The 14,824-nt window shown below is 63.7% G+C and carries 20 protein-coding genes; 14 read left to right on the forward strand and 6 right to left on the reverse strand.

All coding sequences use genetic code 11. The features are described 5' to 3' along the window. Positions 1–13: 13 nt before the first annotated feature. The 4 genes from CD351_RS03730 to CD351_RS03745 all read right to left on the reverse strand — a co-directional run bounded on the left by CD351_RS03730 (position 14) and on the right by CD351_RS03745 (position 2,359). Positions 14–1,051: a transglycosylase SLT domain-containing protein gene (locus CD351_RS03730; protein WP_111991374.1), complete on the reverse strand. Its 1,038-nt coding sequence runs from the start codon at positions 1,049–1,051 to the stop codon at positions 14–16. A 107-nt stretch (positions 1,052–1,158) separates the two neighbouring features. Further along, positions 1,159–1,482 (reverse strand): flagellar protein FlgN, encoded by a 324-nt coding sequence (locus tag CD351_RS03735; protein ID WP_111991375.1) that lies wholly within the window; start codon positions 1,480–1,482, stop codon positions 1,159–1,161. After that, complete coding sequence (locus tag CD351_RS03740) at positions 1,479–1,778, reverse strand: flagellar biosynthesis anti-sigma factor FlgM (RefSeq protein WP_234027206.1); 300 nt, start codon at positions 1,776–1,778, stop codon at positions 1,479–1,481. Before CD351_RS03740 ends, CD351_RS03735 begins: the two co-directional genes overlap by 4 nt. Before the next feature lie 77 nt (positions 1,779–1,855). Next, positions 1,856–2,359, reverse strand: a complete 504-nt coding sequence (locus tag CD351_RS03745; protein ID WP_234027207.1) for a flagella basal body P-ring formation protein FlgA — start codon at positions 2,357–2,359, stop codon at positions 1,856–1,858. Positions 2,360–2,576: 217 nt separating this feature from the next. On the opposite strand from CD351_RS03745, the gene CD351_RS03750 reads away from it, so the two are divergent. Then, the gene (locus CD351_RS03750) at positions 2,577–3,635 is read left to right on the forward strand and encodes a diguanylate cyclase (protein ID WP_111991377.1); all 1,059 of its coding nucleotides are present in this window, start codon (positions 2,577–2,579) and stop codon (positions 3,633–3,635) included. Here the strand turns inward: CD351_RS03750 and CD351_RS03755 are convergent. Further along, positions 3,632–4,054 carry a hypothetical protein gene (locus tag CD351_RS03755; RefSeq protein WP_111991378.1) on the reverse strand — a complete coding sequence of 141 codons (423 nt, stop codon included), beginning with the start codon at positions 4,052–4,054 and terminating at the stop codon, positions 3,632–3,634. The two genes, CD351_RS03750 and CD351_RS03755, sit on opposite strands and share 4 nt — an antisense overlap. After that, positions 4,051–4,716 (reverse strand): MotA/TolQ/ExbB proton channel family protein, encoded by a 666-nt coding sequence (locus CD351_RS03760; RefSeq protein WP_162627592.1) that lies wholly within the window; start codon positions 4,714–4,716, stop codon positions 4,051–4,053. The genes CD351_RS03755 and CD351_RS03760 overlap by 4 nt, the downstream gene beginning before the upstream one ends. A 280-nt stretch (positions 4,717–4,996) precedes the next feature. Here CD351_RS03760 and flgB point away from each other — a divergent pair, with 280 nt between their 5' ends. From flgB to CD351_RS03825, 13 genes are read left to right on the forward strand one after another with little or no spacing between them, the layout of a single operon-like run. Next, complete coding sequence (gene flgB, locus CD351_RS03765; protein ID WP_174214235.1) at positions 4,997–5,350, forward strand: flagellar basal body rod protein FlgB; 354 nt, start codon at positions 4,997–4,999, stop codon at positions 5,348–5,350. Positions 5,351–5,380: 30 nt separating this feature from the next. Continuing rightward, positions 5,381–5,758: a flagellar basal body rod protein FlgC gene (flgC, locus tag CD351_RS03770; protein WP_111991380.1), complete on the forward strand. Its 378-nt coding sequence runs from the start codon at positions 5,381–5,383 to the stop codon at positions 5,756–5,758. Between the two features lies 1 nt (position 5,759). Then, the gene (locus tag CD351_RS03775; protein WP_111991381.1) at positions 5,760–6,107 is read left to right on the forward strand and encodes a flagellar hook assembly protein FlgD; all 348 of its coding nucleotides are present in this window, start codon (positions 5,760–5,762) and stop codon (positions 6,105–6,107) included. 28 nt (positions 6,108–6,135) lie between these two features. Further along, positions 6,136–6,975, forward strand: coding sequence for a flagellar hook-basal body complex protein (locus CD351_RS03780; protein ID WP_111991382.1), 840 nt, complete (start codon positions 6,136–6,138; stop codon positions 6,973–6,975). A gap of 10 nt (positions 6,976–6,985) precedes the next feature. Continuing rightward, positions 6,986–7,729, forward strand: a complete 744-nt coding sequence (locus CD351_RS03785; protein ID WP_111991383.1) for a flagellar basal body rod protein FlgF — start codon at positions 6,986–6,988, stop codon at positions 7,727–7,729. A 43-nt stretch (positions 7,730–7,772) separates the two neighbouring features. Beyond that, complete coding sequence (gene flgG, locus CD351_RS03790) at positions 7,773–8,564, forward strand: flagellar basal-body rod protein FlgG (protein ID WP_111991384.1); 792 nt, start codon at positions 7,773–7,775, stop codon at positions 8,562–8,564. 8 nt (positions 8,565–8,572) lie between these two features. Then, positions 8,573–9,256 carry a flagellar basal body L-ring protein FlgH gene (locus CD351_RS03795; protein WP_111991385.1) on the forward strand — a complete coding sequence of 228 codons (684 nt, stop codon included), beginning with the start codon at positions 8,573–8,575 and terminating at the stop codon, positions 9,254–9,256. A gap of 12 nt (positions 9,257–9,268) precedes the next feature. Then, positions 9,269–10,378 (forward strand): flagellar basal body P-ring protein FlgI, encoded by a 1,110-nt coding sequence (locus tag CD351_RS03800; RefSeq protein ID WP_111991386.1) that lies wholly within the window; start codon positions 9,269–9,271, stop codon positions 10,376–10,378. Continuing rightward, positions 10,375–10,674 carry a rod-binding protein gene (locus CD351_RS03805; protein WP_111991387.1) on the forward strand — a complete coding sequence of 100 codons (300 nt, stop codon included), beginning with the start codon at positions 10,375–10,377 and terminating at the stop codon, positions 10,672–10,674. Before CD351_RS03800 ends, CD351_RS03805 begins: the two co-directional genes overlap by 4 nt. Continuing rightward, positions 10,674–12,035: a flagellar hook-associated protein FlgK gene (flgK, locus tag CD351_RS03810; RefSeq protein ID WP_111991388.1), complete on the forward strand. Its 1,362-nt coding sequence runs from the start codon at positions 10,674–10,676 to the stop codon at positions 12,033–12,035. Before CD351_RS03805 ends, flgK begins: the two co-directional genes overlap by 1 nt. Further along, entirely contained in the window at positions 12,032–12,949 is a 918-nt protein-coding gene (locus CD351_RS03815; RefSeq protein ID WP_111991389.1) for a flagellar biosynthesis protein FlgL, read from the forward strand. Before flgK ends, CD351_RS03815 begins: the two co-directional genes overlap by 4 nt. A gap of 27 nt (positions 12,950–12,976) precedes the next feature. After that, positions 12,977–13,840, forward strand: coding sequence for a flagellar motor stator protein MotA (gene motA / locus CD351_RS03820; RefSeq protein WP_111991390.1), 864 nt, complete (start codon positions 12,977–12,979; stop codon positions 13,838–13,840). 1 nt (position 13,841) lies between these two features. Then, positions 13,842–14,801, forward strand: coding sequence for a flagellar motor protein MotB (locus CD351_RS03825; protein WP_111991391.1), 960 nt, complete (start codon positions 13,842–13,844; stop codon positions 14,799–14,801). Positions 14,802–14,824: the final 23 nt, after the last annotated feature.

The raw sequence follows: 14,824 nt of genomic DNA on the forward strand, positions 1-14,824 counted from the left end.
GAAGTCGCCGCGCTCACAGGCCGAGCGCTTTCAGCTGGTCATAGGCCCGGCGAACCTGTTTGGCATGAGCCTCGCTCCCCAGGTTCGGCGCGCTGTCCAGGCTTGAGAGCATGTCGGAGATCGGAGCGCGCGAGCTGGGCGCAGCGAGCGACAGGGTTGCCGATGCGCTGATCGTCGGGCGGTTTCGCCCCGTCAGCACCGGCGGAGTGCGAGGTTCGAAAACGGCCTCGTCTGCAATCATGTAGGGCGGGCGGACGGCATCGGCCGCAGCAAGCGAGGCTGGGGTGTAGCTCGGCGGCATGCCCGGCGGCACATCAGCGCGGGCGCGCTCAAGCTTGGCGCTGAGGTAGTCCATCACGCCTGCAAGGCTGCGCGGTGCGCCGTTTCTCTCATAGAAAACCGGCTGATTTGCAGCAGCGGGACGCCGGAACAGGGCAGCAGCGCTCTGGCCGGGATCCTGCGCCATTGCAGACAGGAACCGCCCGGCCCCACCCGCTCCGAGAAAATGGGCCAGATAAAGCTCGCCGTGATCGGGTTGCCGGCCAAGGATCGGGGCAAGATGCGCGCGATTATCTTCGGCCAGCCCGGCCGCCATGAGCGAGGCCACCTGCGGATCGTTGCGCATGTCGAGGATCGCCTCGCGCGCCTGCGGGTCTGCGACATAGGCCGTGCCGCCGGGCGCCGTGTCGATTTGTGCGGCGATATTGCCGAGGCCGAAGCGCGCGCCATGGCGCTGCATGGTGCCAAGCCAAGTGCTCTCGATAAACTGGTAAAGGCCGGTGGCGCTCGACGTTCGCGCGCGCGCCGTCGGGTTCATCGCCGATTCAACCTGCGCCTGCGCCACGAGAAAGTCGAAATCGACGCTGGTCGCCTGTGCCGCGTTCGCGATGGCTTCTTCGACGCTGGGCCGAACGGGCACGCTGGCATCGAATGTGACCTGTGCGGCGATCTGCCGCGTCGCCCCTTGCCGGGGTTGCGCTGCATGGTGCACGCGCGCAGCCTGTTCGAAAGAGCTTCGGATCGCGGAACTGGGAATGGATTGCGGGTTCACAGGTGGCCTCGCTTGCTGCTTCTCTCAGGCTCCGGACTGTTCGCGGAGCTCTTGAGGAAGGTTCAGCAAGCCTCGTGCCAAACACGGTTAACGCGCGGGCGAAGCTCTCAGGCGATCGTGGCGCCGCGCACCCGGTAAGCGGGACGCGCCGCGCCGAGCGCCTCAAGCCGGGTGGTGATGTTGGCAGCCAGCAGGTTGCGCACCCGGCGGTTTACCTCGTTCAGCGACCTTGCGGCTTCTGCCAGATCGCGCACTTGCGGGTCGAGCGCCTCGGGCCCGAAGGGTGCAATCGCATCGCACAGCTTTTCCTTGTCGCGAGCGACCTCGGTCAGCGCATCGGCATCAAGTCCGGCAAGCGCTTGCCGCTCGGCTTCGAGGACGGCAATCATCTGCCGCAGATTGCCGGTGAGGCTGCTTGCCGGCTCGCTCAACGTTCGATCCCGAAACTGAGCTGTGCTGCGATTATCGCATCGGCAATTTCCGTTGGCACGAGCGGGTAGCGCCCGTCCTTGAGCGCTTCGCGAATTTGCGAGACGCGATCATCGTCGACCGGTGCGCTTGCGGTGTCGAGCGATCCGCTGACCTCGATGGAGACGCCTTGCGCAGCGGGCTTTGCGCCCGTCTGATCGCTCTCGCTGGTCGGTGGTCGGCGTGCGGCCATGTCGGTGTCGGACAGAGCGCGCGGCGCTGTCACGGACTGCAATTTGCTCAGTTCGAAAGAGGGCATGGTGCTTCTCCGGGTGGTATTCTCGTGGTTCAGAACGGCTGGACAGCGTCGCCTTTAAGTCCCCGCATCGCGATTATTCACGGGGCAGGGATAATCGCGAGGCCGGGCCGCTCGATCCGGGCGCGGACTGGCTGCGCATCGCGCGCAGTGCGCACGGCAATCCATTCGCCCGGCCTCCCGCTCTCCAGCGCCTCGCCGGCCTGCTGTACGGTGAAACCTCGTCCACGCACCGCAATCGTAAGCGGGTCGCCGCGTGCGACCACGGGTGCGATTTCTTCGGCCATCGCGGGGGTGTGGGCGGCGATGAAAATGCGCCATGGCTGTGGCCCCGCGCAGCTTACCGCAAGGCTCGTTCTGGCCCTGCCGTGCCAGCTTACGCCGAGGGGAGCGGCGCATGCTGCCAGTTTCAGCCGCCGGTCAGCGGGCATCCGCGCGCTGCCCTCCTGACCGATGGAAATGCCGGTAAATTCGACCACGGCGCGGTCTATCGCCGCCGGATCGGTGTGGACTGCACCAGCGCCGGATTGCGCGCTGGCTGGCGCGGTGGCGGCCAGGACACCGGCAAATGCGCCAGCGATCATGATGTGTGTCCCGCGATGCCTGCATGTTGAGGGAATGAGCTTCATTGTTCGCCTTTCGACTGGCCATAAGAGGTGAGCTTCGTGTGCGGTGATACGAAGCAAACGCCATGCCAATCTGTGCGCTAAGGGACATTGCGATGCGCACCAGAAGCCGGATTTAACTTCGCAGCCATAGTCAGTTCGCCATTGCCTGCCATGCCGAGGACACGACGCCGCGATGCCCACAAAACCGCTTCTCAAGCCGCTCGACAATCCACCGATGAGCCGAGCGCGCGAGGCGCGCCGCGAGCTGCTCGAACGCATTTCCGATTTCATCATGAAGCATGATCTGAACGTGACCGGCGCCAATCTGGCCGCAATCGGGACCGCGCTTTCGGGCACGAATGTCGCTCTTGGCGAGGCGCTTGCCCAGCGAGAGATCGCGCGCGAACCGATAGACCAGCGCTGGCTCGATACGGTGATGCGCCTTGATCCGGAGACGGGCAAGCGCATGAATGAACTCGAACAGCTGATGGACAAGATGGAATATGCGCTGATGCGGTTCGCGCAAACGGCCAAGTCTGCGCAGGACGAAACCTGCGAACATCGCGGCGCATTGGGAGCGCAGATCGAACGGATGAAAACGACCGGCGATCCAAATGCGGGCAATCGCGACGTGAGCCGGGTGATCGATCTGTCGCGCGCGGTGCTCGACCGGCTGAGCGAGGCGGAGAGCGCCATGGAACGCAGCCAGGCCGAAACCGACAAACTGCGCTCCAGTCTGGCCGAAGCCCGGATCGAAGCCGATGTCGATCACCTCACCCGGCTTCCCAATCGCCGCTCGTTCGAGCGCCAGCTTATCGCAGCCTCGCAAAAGGTGGATCAGGATGGCGCGAAGCTTTGCGTGGCGTTTTGCGATGTCGACAATTTCAAGATGGTCAATGATCGCCATGGCCACGATGCGGGCGACCGCGTGCTTGTCGCTATTGCCGGGACGTTGAACGATCATGCCTGCAACGACTGCTTTGTCGCGCGTCATGGAGGCGAGGAATTCGTGCTGCTGCTTCACGATGTCGATCTTGAAGGGGCTTGGCGCAAGCTCGACGCGGTCCGGCGGGCTCAGGGGCTCAAGCGCATGGTCAATCGCGAGACCGGCAAATCCTTCGGCAAGATCACGTTTTCCGGCGGTATCGCGCAGGTGCAAGGGGCACACGATGCCCGCGATGCGCTCGCTCGCGCCGATGCGGCGCTGTATCAGGCCAAACGCGAAGGTCGCGATCGTATCTGCACGGGCTAGGGCTTGTTCGACAGGATCGGCGCATCGTAGGCAAGGCTTGCGTGAAGGTCGCTCTCCTGACCGCGGGCGATCACGACGCGCACGGCATAACCCGCCTCTTCCGCCTGATTGGCCAGCCTGCGCGCAGCCTCCCACGCCGCTTCCCTGCCCTCGCGTCCATATTGAGCATAGACCGTGACGGTGGAACGCGTGTCGAAGGGTTGGTCAGACAACCATTCGCGCAAGGTCGGCCCGGCAGCCGACGGCCTGAAAAGCGCTTGCGATGGGGCGAATTGCGGCTCTTGAGATGACGAGAGTTCCCCGTCGACTGCCGGCTTGGCGTCCTCGTCGTTAGCCAATCCCGACAAGGTCACGAGAAACAGAATCAGCGCGAGATCCGCCAGCACAAGCTGCCAGCTCTGAGGCGCGGCGGGGCTCATGCGGCGTCTCTCAATCGCGATGCCTTGCGCGTTCGATGCGGGCCGGTCTCCTTCAGGAACCACGCCATCATGGCTGCGCGCGCGCGCTCTTCAGCTTCGCCGCGCCGTTCGATTGCCCGCGCCAGGGGGAAGTACAAAAGGTGCGCGCTAAGCACGCCATAGAGCGTGGAAAGCACCGCGCTGGCGAGCGAGCTCATGATCGTTTCGGCTGCCTGGGTCGCTGTGCCGGGCATGAGCTGCGTGATGGCAAACAAGGTGCCGACAAGGCCGAAAACCGGTGCCAGCTCGCCTGCAACCTCGAACAGCTTGGCCCCGCGTGCCCTGTCGGCCACGCGCTTTTCACGCGCCTCCTGCTCCGCCTCGTGAAGTTTTTCGACATTGCCCGTTGCAAGAAAGCGCTCGACCCACCCGGCCGTGTCAGGGTCGCAAGGCAGATCGGTTTCGCTGCAAAGAGCCCCGTTTTGCCTGATGCTCAGGGCACATCGTGCGAGCGCTGCGCGGTTGGCCCCTGCATCGAAACCGCGATGCCATAGCCGCAAGAGGGCGCGCGCGCCGCTTGCAATCCCGCTTCGACCGCTGCGTGCGGCTGCGGCGGCCCATGTTCCCGCGATGACGATGGTGATCGCTGACACGTCGATCAGGGGCGCAAGGGCGCTCATCATTCCTATTGTCTCCCGCGTGATCGACCGGTTTGGGCTCGACGCGAAGAACGGCTTCGAACGCGCGGGATTAAGGTGATGAGCGTGCTGACCAATGAAGGGCACCGCCTTGCCGTCGCCCCGGCAAGCGCTTGCCGCCGTTTGCCGGTCCGCCTGACCCATGCGCCCCGTCCTGCGGTTTTTCAGGCACTTGGCATGCATCGTGCAGAGTGAGCGACCAGACAGGCGACAAGCCGGGCGAAAACCCGGTTCTCACCGTTCAGCAGGATGCGAAGGCGCGATCATGTCAGAGACGATTTTCGGAATTCACGGTGCCGCGCTCGAACTGCGCTCGCAGCGCATGGGTGTGATCGCATCGAACATCGCCAATGCGGGAACACCCGGTTTCAAGGCGCGCGACATGGATTTCAACGCGGCGCTCGATGCGCGGTTGGAGACGCGGCGCGGCGAGCCTGCAGCCTTTGGCGAACCCGATCTGCTTTATCGCCGATCTGCCATGCCAACGCTGGACGGGAACACCGTCGAACTTTCTCGCGAGCAGGTCGCCTTTGCTGAGAATGCGCTGGCTTACTCAGCCACGCTCAGTTTCGTGCAGGGCAAGGTCAACACGATCACCCGCGCGCTGAAGGGAGAATGATCCGTGTCTGACCGCACCACCCTGTTTGCGATGACCGAACGAGCGATGTCCGCACAGCTGGTGCGCATGAATGTCGCAACCTCGAACCTCGCCAATGCCGGTTCCGTCGCTTCGTCCGAAGCGCAAGCCTACCGCCCGATGCGCGCTGTCTTTCGCGCCGAACTCGACCGCGCGAGCGGGCTTTCGAGCGTCAGGGCAGACGGCATCACCCAGTCGAACGAAGCGCCGCGCAAGCGCTACGACCCCTCGCATCCGCTGGCCGATGACACCGGTCATATCTTCGAAGCGCCTGTCGATGAGAGCGCCGAGATGGTCGAGATCATGGAAAGCGCGCGCCAGTACCAGAACATGGTGCAGGCGCTGCAGACCGCGAAACAGCTGATGCTGGAAACGCTCAGGAGCAATTGAAATGAACGCCATTACGTCTTCGTCGAACCCTGACCTCAGGGCCAATCTCGAACGGATCAACGCGCCCTCGACCATTCGGCGCGAAAGCGCGGCTGCTGCGCTCGATTCAGAAGATTTCCTGCGCCTGATGACCGCGCAGCTTGCCAATCAGGACCCTTTGGAGCCGCAATCGAACGAGCAGATGCTCGCCCAGCTTGCGCAATTCTCCAACCTTGAGAATGGCACGGCCTCGCGCTCTGTGCTCGACGAGATTTCAGCCAAGCTCGACGCGCTGATCGAAGCGCAGGAACGCGCCGCCGCCGCTTCTGCTGCTCAGGCCGCCGCCTTCGCCAGCCAGACCGCCACCTGATCCCCCGGACCATCCAAGGAACTCACTCATGTCATTTTTCACCTCGCTAAGCGGCATGCGAAACGCAGAGACCGACCTGCGCGTCATCTCGAACAATATCGCCAACGCCGAAACCGCAGGCTTCAAAAAGTCGAGCGCGCAATTCTCCGATCTGGTCGCAAGGGGAGGCAGCACCGATCCGCGCACCACTCCGGGCATCGGGGCGACCGTGTCGCGCATCTCGCAGGATTTCGGTCTTGGCCAGTTGGAGCAGACGGGGCGCGCGCTGGATATCGCGATCAATGGCGGGGGCTTCATCACGTCCGCCAATGCCATTTCGGGAGACATCAACTTCACCCGCAACGGCAATCTCGAAATCGTCGCGACTGGCACATTGCAGGACGCCTTTGGCGACCGCATCCAGGGCTTCCCGGTCGATGGCAACGGTGCGCCGACATCCACCGTGCCGGGCGACATCACCATTCCGACCTCGCGAACGGACACCGATCCGGTCACGGGCGCCACGCAGAGTTTTCAGCTCACCAGCGTGGGTTTCGATGCGCGCGGGGTTCTGACCGCCACTTATTCCGATGGCTTCAGCGAACCTGTCGCCATGCTTTCGCTCGCAACTTTCCCTGCAAATGGCGGTCTTCGATCCATCGGCCAGACCAAGTGGGAGGCGACCGCACAATCGGGCGATCCCGAGTTCGGCCAGCCCGGCGTAGGGAATTTCGGCGCCATCGCAACCGGCACGCTCGAACGCTCTAACGTCGATCTGGCTGAGGAAATGGTCTCGCTCTTGACGGCACAGCGCAATTTCCAGGCGAACGCGCGCGCGATCGACACCGCGACCGCGATCACCCAGACCGTGCTCAACCTTCAGCGGTAAGGCGTAGACGATGGACCGCCTGATCTACACCGCGCTCACCGGCATGGATGCGAGCATGAACCGCCAGCGCATGGTGGCCAACAATCTTGCCAACGCATCGACGCCGGGTTTTCGCAAGGAAGTGTTCACCGTGACGCCCTCGACGCTGCGAGACGGCTCGGTCGAGGCGCGTTCGCTGGCAAGGGGCGCAGTGCGATCGGCGGACATGGCGCCTGCCAAGGTCAATCCGACCGGCCAGCCGCTCGACATCGCGGTCGAAGGCGAGGCGCTGATCGCGTTTCAGGCACCGGGCGGCGGCGAGCTGTATTCGCGGCGCGGCGATTTGCGCGTGACGCCGACTGGCCTGCTCGAAAATGGAGAGGGCTTGCCGGTCCTTGGCGAAGGCGGCGCGCCGATCACCGTGCCCGCAGGCTTTCGCGTGTCCGTGTCGCCCGATGGCACCGTCCTCGCATCCGACCCCGCTGCGCCCGGTGAAGACGCCGCCGTGCTCGACCGGATCAAGCTCGTCTCACCGCAAGGCAGCGCTTTGGCCAAGGGCATCGACAGCTTCCTGAGAGTGCCGGGCGGGGGCGTCCTTCCTGCAGACCCGACCGCGCGCGTGATCCCCGGCGCGCTCGAAGGGTCGAATGTCCAGACCGCCGCGACCCTGATCGAGATGATCGACGCCCAGCGCGCCTTCGAACAGCGCGCGAAGATCATTCAGACCGCCGGCGAACTCGACGAAGCGAGCAGTCGCTTGCTCGGCATGGGCTGACCGGTCGCCACGACCTGACCTCGTTTAAAGGAGCACTCCGATTATGCCCACTTCCGCCCTTCACGTCGCCCGCACCGGGCTTGAAGCTCAGGATGCGCGCATGCGCGTCATCGCCAACAACCTCGCCAATATCGGCACGACGGGTTTCAAGCGCGACCGGGCCGAATTTGCCACGCTCGCTTATCAGGAAATGCGGGTTGCCGGGCAGCAGTCCACGCAGCAGACCGCTTTTGCGACCGGGCTGAACCTTGGCACCGGGGTGCAGGTTACGGGCACAAGCCGGATCGAGGCGCAAGGGACGCTCAACCAGACGGGCAATTCGCTCGACCTCGCGCTTGATGGTCCCGGCTTCTTTCAGGTCGAGCTGCCCGGTGGCGGCGAGATCGCCTACACCCGCGCGGGCAATTTCACGCTGTCGCCAGAGGGCCAGCTGGTTACCAGCCAAGGCTATTCGCTGACCCCGCCGATTCAGGTGCCGCAAGGCGCGCAGAACGTCACCATTGCACCCGATGGAACGGTAAGCGCTGTGCAACCCGGGCAGGCCGCGCCGATCCAGATCGGGCAGCTTCAGGTCGCAAGCTTCGTCAACCCCGCAGGCCTTCGCGCCATCGGCGACAACTTCCTCGTCGAAACCGCGGCCAGCGGTCCGGTCGATGCGGGGCTTGCCGGTCAATTCGGGCGCGGAAATATCCGCCAAGGGATGCTGGAAACCTCAAACGTCAATGTGGTCGAGGAACTGGTCGAGATGATCGAGGCGCAGCGCGCTTACGAGATCAATTCGAAGATGGTGAGCTCGGTCGACGAGATGCTGCGCAACGCGAACCAGACGCTGTGAGGCAGGCGATGAAACAGATCATTCGCCTCGCCACGCTCACGCTTGCCGCCTTTTCGCTTTCAGCCTGCCTTGCCAATGGCGCCAAGCGCGAGTTCGGTTTTGCCGCCCCTCCGCCGCCCCCGGTCATGGTGCCGGTCGCCGGGGCAGAGCTTGCGAACAAGGGTTCGATCTATCAGGCGAGCCAGGGTTATTCGCCGCTCGTCACCGGAACCCGCGCGCGCGGCCTTGGCGATATGGTCACGATCCTGCTGGTCGAGAGCACAGCCACCTCGAAAAGCATTACGGGCCAAACCGACCGCTCCGGCGAGCTCGCTCTCATCCCGCCAGGCGCAGGACCGCTCGGCTTTCTCAACCCCGATGCCCTTAATGCTTCGGGATCGGGGTCGTTCAATGGTTCTGGGAACGCCGCGCAGCAGAGCCAGCTGACCGGCACCGTCGCGGTTACGATCGCCGCGATCTACCCCAACGGAACGGCTGAAGTGGTTGGAGAAAAGCAGATGGCGCTGAGCCAGGGCGATGAGTGGGTCCAGTTCGCAGGCCGGATCCGGCTGGTGGATATCGACGTCGACAACACACTGCCGTCCTCGCGCGTGGCCAATGCGCGGATCATCTACACCGGACAAGGCGCGGTCCAACGGGCGAGCCGTCCGGGCTGGCTGTCACGCTTTTTCGGCGCGATTTCACCGTTTTAAAGGGCCAGCGTTATGACGAAACACCTCACCAAACTGATGCTGGCGGTCCTTGCTGTCTTTGCCACCGCCGTGCCGCAGACCGCTCATGCAGAGCGTATTCGCGACCTCGGCCAGTTCGAAGGCCTGCGCGCCAACCAGCTTACCGGATACGGCGTCGTCGTCGGGCTTCAGGGCACGGGCGATGACAACCTTGCTTATGTCACGGAGGCCATGCGCGGCGTATCGGGCAGGTTGGGGCTGCAATTGCCGCCGGGCGTTAGCCCGAACCTGCGCAACGCCGCCGCAGTGATCGTGACTGCGGAACTCCCCGCCTTTGCAAAGCCAGGTCAAAGGATCGACATAACCGTCTCGACATTGGGACAGGCGCGATCCTTGCGCGGAGGGGCTTTGGTGCTCGCGCCGTTATATGGAGCCGACGGGCAGATTTACGCGATGGCGCAGGGCAATGTCGCCGTGGGAGGGCTGGGCGTTTCCGGGCGCGATGGCTCTCAGGTTTCGGTCAATGTCACGACCGTCGGGCGGATAGCCGATGGCGCCACGGTTGAGCGCACGGTAGCCACCGGTTTCGAGCGCGAAGGCACCTTGCGTTTCAACCTTCACCAGGCCGATTTCCTGACGGCAGCGCGCGTGCGCGATGCCATCAATGTCGCTTATCCGGGCATGGCGCGCATCGCCGACGGAGTGAGCATCGAACTCGCTCTGCCCTTCGGCAACGATGAACGCGCGGCTGCACTTGCCACAATCGAGATGCTGCCTGTCACACCCGCTCCGGTCGCCGCGCGGGTTATTGTCAACTCGCGCACCGGGACGGTGGTCATCAACCAGTCCGTCCGCCTCGCGCCCGCTGCGATCAGTCACGGCAAGCTCGTCATCCGCATCGACGAGGCACCGCGCGTCGTCCAGCCCGAACCGTTTGGCCTTGGCGACACCGAAATCGAGGAATCCTCCGAAATCACGGTCGAACAGCAATCCGACCGTATCGCACTGATGCCGGGCGCGGCCTCGCTCAGCGAGATCGTCGATGCGCTCAATCTGCTCGGCGTCGGGGCGGCGGATCTTGTGGTGATCCTTGAGAGCCTCAAACAGGCGGGCGCACTTCAGGCAGAGATGGTGGTGCTGTGATCGGCGCTGCGCACATCTCGCCGATCCCCGGCCCCGAGAAACTCGATCCCGAGCGCCTTGCCCTGCGCGAAGCAGCCGAAGGGTTCGAGGCGATCATGGTGCGCAAGATGCTCGAGGCCGCGCGTGCCTCCAGCTTCACCGAGGACACCCCCCTGACCGGGGGCGGGCGCAAACAGTTCGAGACGATGCGCGACGAACACTTCGCCGATATCGCCGCCCGGACCGGCACCCTCGGATTTGCCCGGAGCATCGAAGAGCAGCTTGCTCAATACCTTGATGTGAAGGGTGAAGTCTGATGCCTACGAACCTCATCTCTATCGGTCGCAGCGGCGCCGCTGCTGCAAAAGCCAGCATCGAAGTGACCGCGCAGAACATCGCGAACGCATCGAACCCCGATTATGTGCGCCGCAGCTTGCAATTGAGCGAGTTCGTCGGAGCGGCCAGGATAGACTTTCAGTCGTCAAGCTCGCTTGCAGGCGTTCGCATTGGCGGGATTGATCGGCCCAACAGCGAGCTTATCCAGCGGCGGGCGCGCGACAGCGCATCCGACCTTCAACGGGCCGAAGCCGAGCTTTCGGGGCTTCGCGATGCGGAAACAGCGCTTGAACAATCGGGCCTGTTTCGCGGACTGGTTGATTACGAGGCAGCGCTGCGAGTGCTCGAAGGTGACCCGACCGATCTGGCATTGCGCACAGGAGCGCTCGAAAGCGCGCGTCAGCTTGCGCAGACCTTTCAACTGGCGGATTTCTCGCTCGGCAATGCGCGTCAATTGGTCGAAGATGACGTCAATGTCGGCGTTGACGCGATCAACGGCGCGGCGCGCGAGCTGGCACGGATCAATGTCGAACTGGCCAATGTTCGCAGCGGTACGGCTGCACAGGCTTCTCTGTTGGATGCCCGCGATGCAGCCTTGCGCGATATCTCTTCCGAGTTTGGTACAATCACCCGGTTCGACGAGTTCGGAGCAGCCGAGGTCCGGCTTGTCGGGACGCCATTGCCTGCGGGTGAAAGCGGCCTCCTTCTCGTCGAGGGCGACAAGTTCAGCGAGCTTACTGCCCAGATCGACCCGCAGGGCTCGGCAAGCTTCAGTTTCGGCGGCGCTGCGTTTGCTCCGCTCAGTGGCGCGATGGCCGGGCGCGCATCGGCTCTGACCGACCTTGCGGGCCGTCAATCCGTTCTCGACGCGATTGCAAGCCAGACCATTACGCAGGCCAACAATGCGCAAGCGTCCGGAGCCGCGCTCGACGGGTCGGACGGACAACCGCTCTTCACCGGGTCTGACGCTGGCACGATTGCGCTTGCGCTGATGCGAGGCGAGGATCTTGCGCTCGCACCGGCTGGCTCACCTCCGGGAAGCCGGAACACCGCCAACCTGTCGAACATGCTCGCAGTATTCGGTGCCGATGATGGTCCGATTGCCTCGACCGACCGGCTGCTTCTGGCGCTTTCAAGCAAGATTTCCGGCATCGAAACCACGCGCGAAGGGCTGGCCATCATCAACTCTTCCGCTCAGGCAGACCTGTTGACCGAAACCGGCGTGGACCTCGACGCAGAGGCGGCAAGCCTCATCCGCCTCCAGCAGGCGTTCGAAGCCAACAGCCGCATCATCCAGGTCGCTGGCGAGCTTTTCGACACGATCCTGGGGCTCAGCCGATGAGCTTTGTAAGCAATTCAACCGGCGCGTTCTTCGAACGCTCGCTAACCCAGATGGGGACGCTGCGCGAGCGTGTGGAGCGCCTCCAGACCCAGATTGCGACAGGCGTGCGGATCGAGCGCGGTTCCGACGATCCGGTTGCCGCATCACGGCTGCGCGCTTTGGCCCGGCTTGAAACACGCGGCGCGACCGAGGCAGAGAATGCTGCGCGTCTGGAGCAAGACCTTGCCGAGGCGGGCAACCAGATCGAAGGCGTGCTCTCCGTCCTCCAGCGTGCCCGCGAACTGGCCGTCCTGGCCGCGAACGATCCGACCGGCGAGACCGGGCGTGAAGCCATTGCCGAAGAGCTCGATCAGATGACACAAGAGCTGTTCGCTCGTTCCAACGCGCTTTCGCTTACCGGTGCACCGCTGTTTGCCGGGACCGCCGGTGCGTCAGCATTCGTGCGCGATGCAAACGGCGATGTCACATACAATGGCAACAGCGAGGTGGGCACGATCCCCGTCGCGCCGCGGACCGAAATCGAGCGTGGCGTCACGGGCGCTCAAGTCTTCGAGTTTGAAGTGAATGGCGCGCCCAGCAACAGCTTCGCCGTCCTCACCAATCTCGCCATCGCTCTTCGCGCGAGTGGCGGCGATCCCGCACAGGCAGCCCGAGATGCCCTTGCCGGTATCGATGCCGCAATCGACACGGCCAATCGAAGCCAGACCGTCATCGGCACGCGCGCAGGCTGGGTCGAGGCGGTCCAGCAGGATCAGCAGACCCGCGCCATCGACGTTGCCGAAAAACGCTCGCAGATCGCCGACACCGATGTGGCCGATACGATTGTGCGCCTGCAACAGGCTCTGACCGCGCTCGAAGCCAGCCAGGCGAGCTTTACGCGCGTCTCTTCGCTTACCCTGTTCAACGCGCTCTGACGTTAGCCAGGACGAGGAAGGCCCGCCATGTTCGCCGCAATCGGTATCATCGTTCTGATCGTCATGGTCTTTGGCGGCTTCACGCTGGCTGGCGGTGCGTTGGGCCCTATCCTGGTCGCGCTGCCGCTTGAGATGATGATGATCGGCGGGGCGGCAACAGGGGCTGTGCTGATCGGCAATTCATTGCACGAGATCAAGCTGCTTGGCGCGGGAGTCGTGCGGGTCTTCAAGGGTCCCAAATTCACGAACGAGGACCACATCGACGCGATCGCGCTTGCCAGCAAGCTGATGAAAGTGCTGCGCGCCGATGGGGCGGTCGCGCTTGAAAGCCATGTGACCGATCCTGCCAATTCGGCGATTTTCAGCGAATATCCGCGCCTCCAAAACGATCCGGTCGTGGTCGACATGATCTGCGACCCGCTTACGCTGATGGTCGTGTCGTCCGGGGCGCTCGATACGCATGCGATCGAAGAGGTGATCGACAATGCGATCAAGACCCAGCTCCACGAAATGGAAGAGCCGGTACACACCATTCAATCGCTCGCAGATGCGTTTCCCGCCCTCGGGATCGTGGCTGCCGTGCTTGGCGTCATCAAGACCATGGGCTCGATCGATCAGCCGCCCGAAATCCTTGGCAAGATGATCGGATCGGCGCTGGTGGGCACGTTTCTGGGCGTGCTTCTGGCTTACGGATTTGCCGGTCCCATGGCGAGCCGCCTCAAGCAGGTGAACACGCACGATCAGCAGATCTTTCACTCGATCAAGCAGGTGATCGTCTCAAGCCTGCACGGATACCCGCAACCACTCGTGCTGGAAGCCGCGCGTTCCGGCCTGCCGCCTGCACACCGGCCCAAGCTGACCGAACTGCTTGACACGATGAGAGGGCGATAGGGTGGCGGACGCTCAAACGACTGTCGCGCCTCCACCGATCATCGTCAGGAAGGTGACGATAGAAGCGGGCGATGGCCATCATGGCGGCGCATGGAAGGTCGCTTATGCGGATTTTGTGACCGCGATGATGGCGTTCTTCCTGCTGCTCTGGTTGCTTGGCGCGACCGAGGAAAACCAGCGCAGGGGGATCGCGGATTATTTCGCACCCACCCTTGTCAAAACCAAGCAGCAAAGCGCCGGGGCAGACGGGATGCTGGGCGGAAGCTCGCTCACCGACGTGGACAATTACCCCAACGCACAAGGCCAGACCGGTACGCTCTCGATCACGGTGCCGCGCGGCGCGCGAGGGGGCCCGATGGAAGGCGGCGGCGATGGCGATATAGACACCGAACGCCTCGACAAATTGCGCGATCAGATCGACGAGGCCCTCGCAAAACGCCGGCCAATTTCTCATCTGGCGCGCCAGGTGACCGTGATGCGCGCACCGGACGGCATACGCATCGACCTGGTCGATGATGCCGACTTTTCGATGTTCGCCCTTGGCACCACGATCCTGACCCAAGATGCGCGCGGATTGCTCGAAGTGATCGGCGATGTGCTGGTATCGCAGCGCGCTCCCCTGATCCTGCGCGGCCATACGGATTCGCTACCATGGCGAGACGGTATCGAAGCCAACAACTGGTCGCTTTCCGCTGGCCGCGCCGAAGCCACGCGGCAGGCTCTGATCGCAAGCGGGCTTGAGGCAACGCGGTTCGCACGGATCGAAGGGGTCGCCGATACCGAGCCGCTGATAGCCGACGACCCCGCTGACCCACGCAACCGGCGTATCTCGCTGCTTTTGCTGGAAGAACGGCGAGGCATGGGGAGGCGGCGTGCGCCCCCGGTGAAAGCGGCGCAACCCGCCTCTCCTGCGCAATCCTCCGTAAGGGTTAGCGCCGAGCGGACCACTCCGCGCTCGTAAACCATGTTTGCCTAGCGTGCCTT

It is taken from the genome of Erythrobacter sp. KY5, assembly GCF_003264115.1.
Classification (GTDB): domain Bacteria; phylum Pseudomonadota; class Alphaproteobacteria; order Sphingomonadales; family Sphingomonadaceae; genus Erythrobacter.

What these genes read in the sequence shown, in the direction of transcription:
- CD351_RS03755 (WP_111991378.1), bottom strand. Translation starts at nt 4,054, where the DNA reads ATGAGCCCCGCCGCGCCTCAGAGCTGGCAGCTTGTGCTGGCGGATCTC.
- CD351_RS03800 (WP_111991386.1), top strand. Translation starts at nt 9,269, where the DNA reads ATGACGAAACACCTCACCAAACTGATGCTGGCGGTCCTTGCTGTCTTT.
- CD351_RS03740 (WP_234027206.1), bottom strand. Translation starts at nt 1,778, where the DNA reads ATGCCCTCTTTCGAACTGAGCAAATTGCAGTCCGTGACAGCGCCGCGC.
- CD351_RS03750 (WP_111991377.1), top strand. Translation starts at nt 2,577, where the DNA reads ATGCCCACAAAACCGCTTCTCAAGCCGCTCGACAATCCACCGATGAGC.
- CD351_RS03815 (WP_111991389.1), top strand. Translation starts at nt 12,032, where the DNA reads ATGAGCTTTGTAAGCAATTCAACCGGCGCGTTCTTCGAACGCTCGCTA.
- CD351_RS03775 (WP_111991381.1), top strand. Translation starts at nt 5,760, where the DNA reads ATGAACGCCATTACGTCTTCGTCGAACCCTGACCTCAGGGCCAATCTC.
- CD351_RS03745 (WP_234027207.1), bottom strand. Translation starts at nt 2,359, where the DNA reads ATGATCGCTGGCGCATTTGCCGGTGTCCTGGCCGCCACCGCGCCAGCC.
- flgG (WP_111991384.1), top strand. Translation starts at nt 7,773, where the DNA reads ATGCCCACTTCCGCCCTTCACGTCGCCCGCACCGGGCTTGAAGCTCAG.
- flgK (WP_111991388.1), top strand. Translation starts at nt 10,674, where the DNA reads ATGCCTACGAACCTCATCTCTATCGGTCGCAGCGGCGCCGCTGCTGCA.
- motA (WP_111991390.1), top strand. Translation starts at nt 12,977, where the DNA reads ATGTTCGCCGCAATCGGTATCATCGTTCTGATCGTCATGGTCTTTGGC.
- CD351_RS03760 (WP_162627592.1), bottom strand. Translation starts at nt 4,716, where the DNA reads ATGATGAGCGCCCTTGCGCCCCTGATCGACGTGTCAGCGATCACCATC.
- flgC (WP_111991380.1), top strand. Translation starts at nt 5,381, where the DNA reads ATGACCGAACGAGCGATGTCCGCACAGCTGGTGCGCATGAATGTCGCA.
- CD351_RS03780 (WP_111991382.1), top strand. Translation starts at nt 6,136, where the DNA reads ATGTCATTTTTCACCTCGCTAAGCGGCATGCGAAACGCAGAGACCGAC.
- CD351_RS03795 (WP_111991385.1), top strand. Translation starts at nt 8,573, where the DNA reads ATGAAACAGATCATTCGCCTCGCCACGCTCACGCTTGCCGCCTTTTCG.
- flgB (WP_174214235.1), top strand. Translation starts at nt 4,997, where the DNA reads ATGTCAGAGACGATTTTCGGAATTCACGGTGCCGCGCTCGAACTGCGC.
- CD351_RS03785 (WP_111991383.1), top strand. Translation starts at nt 6,986, where the DNA reads ATGGACCGCCTGATCTACACCGCGCTCACCGGCATGGATGCGAGCATG.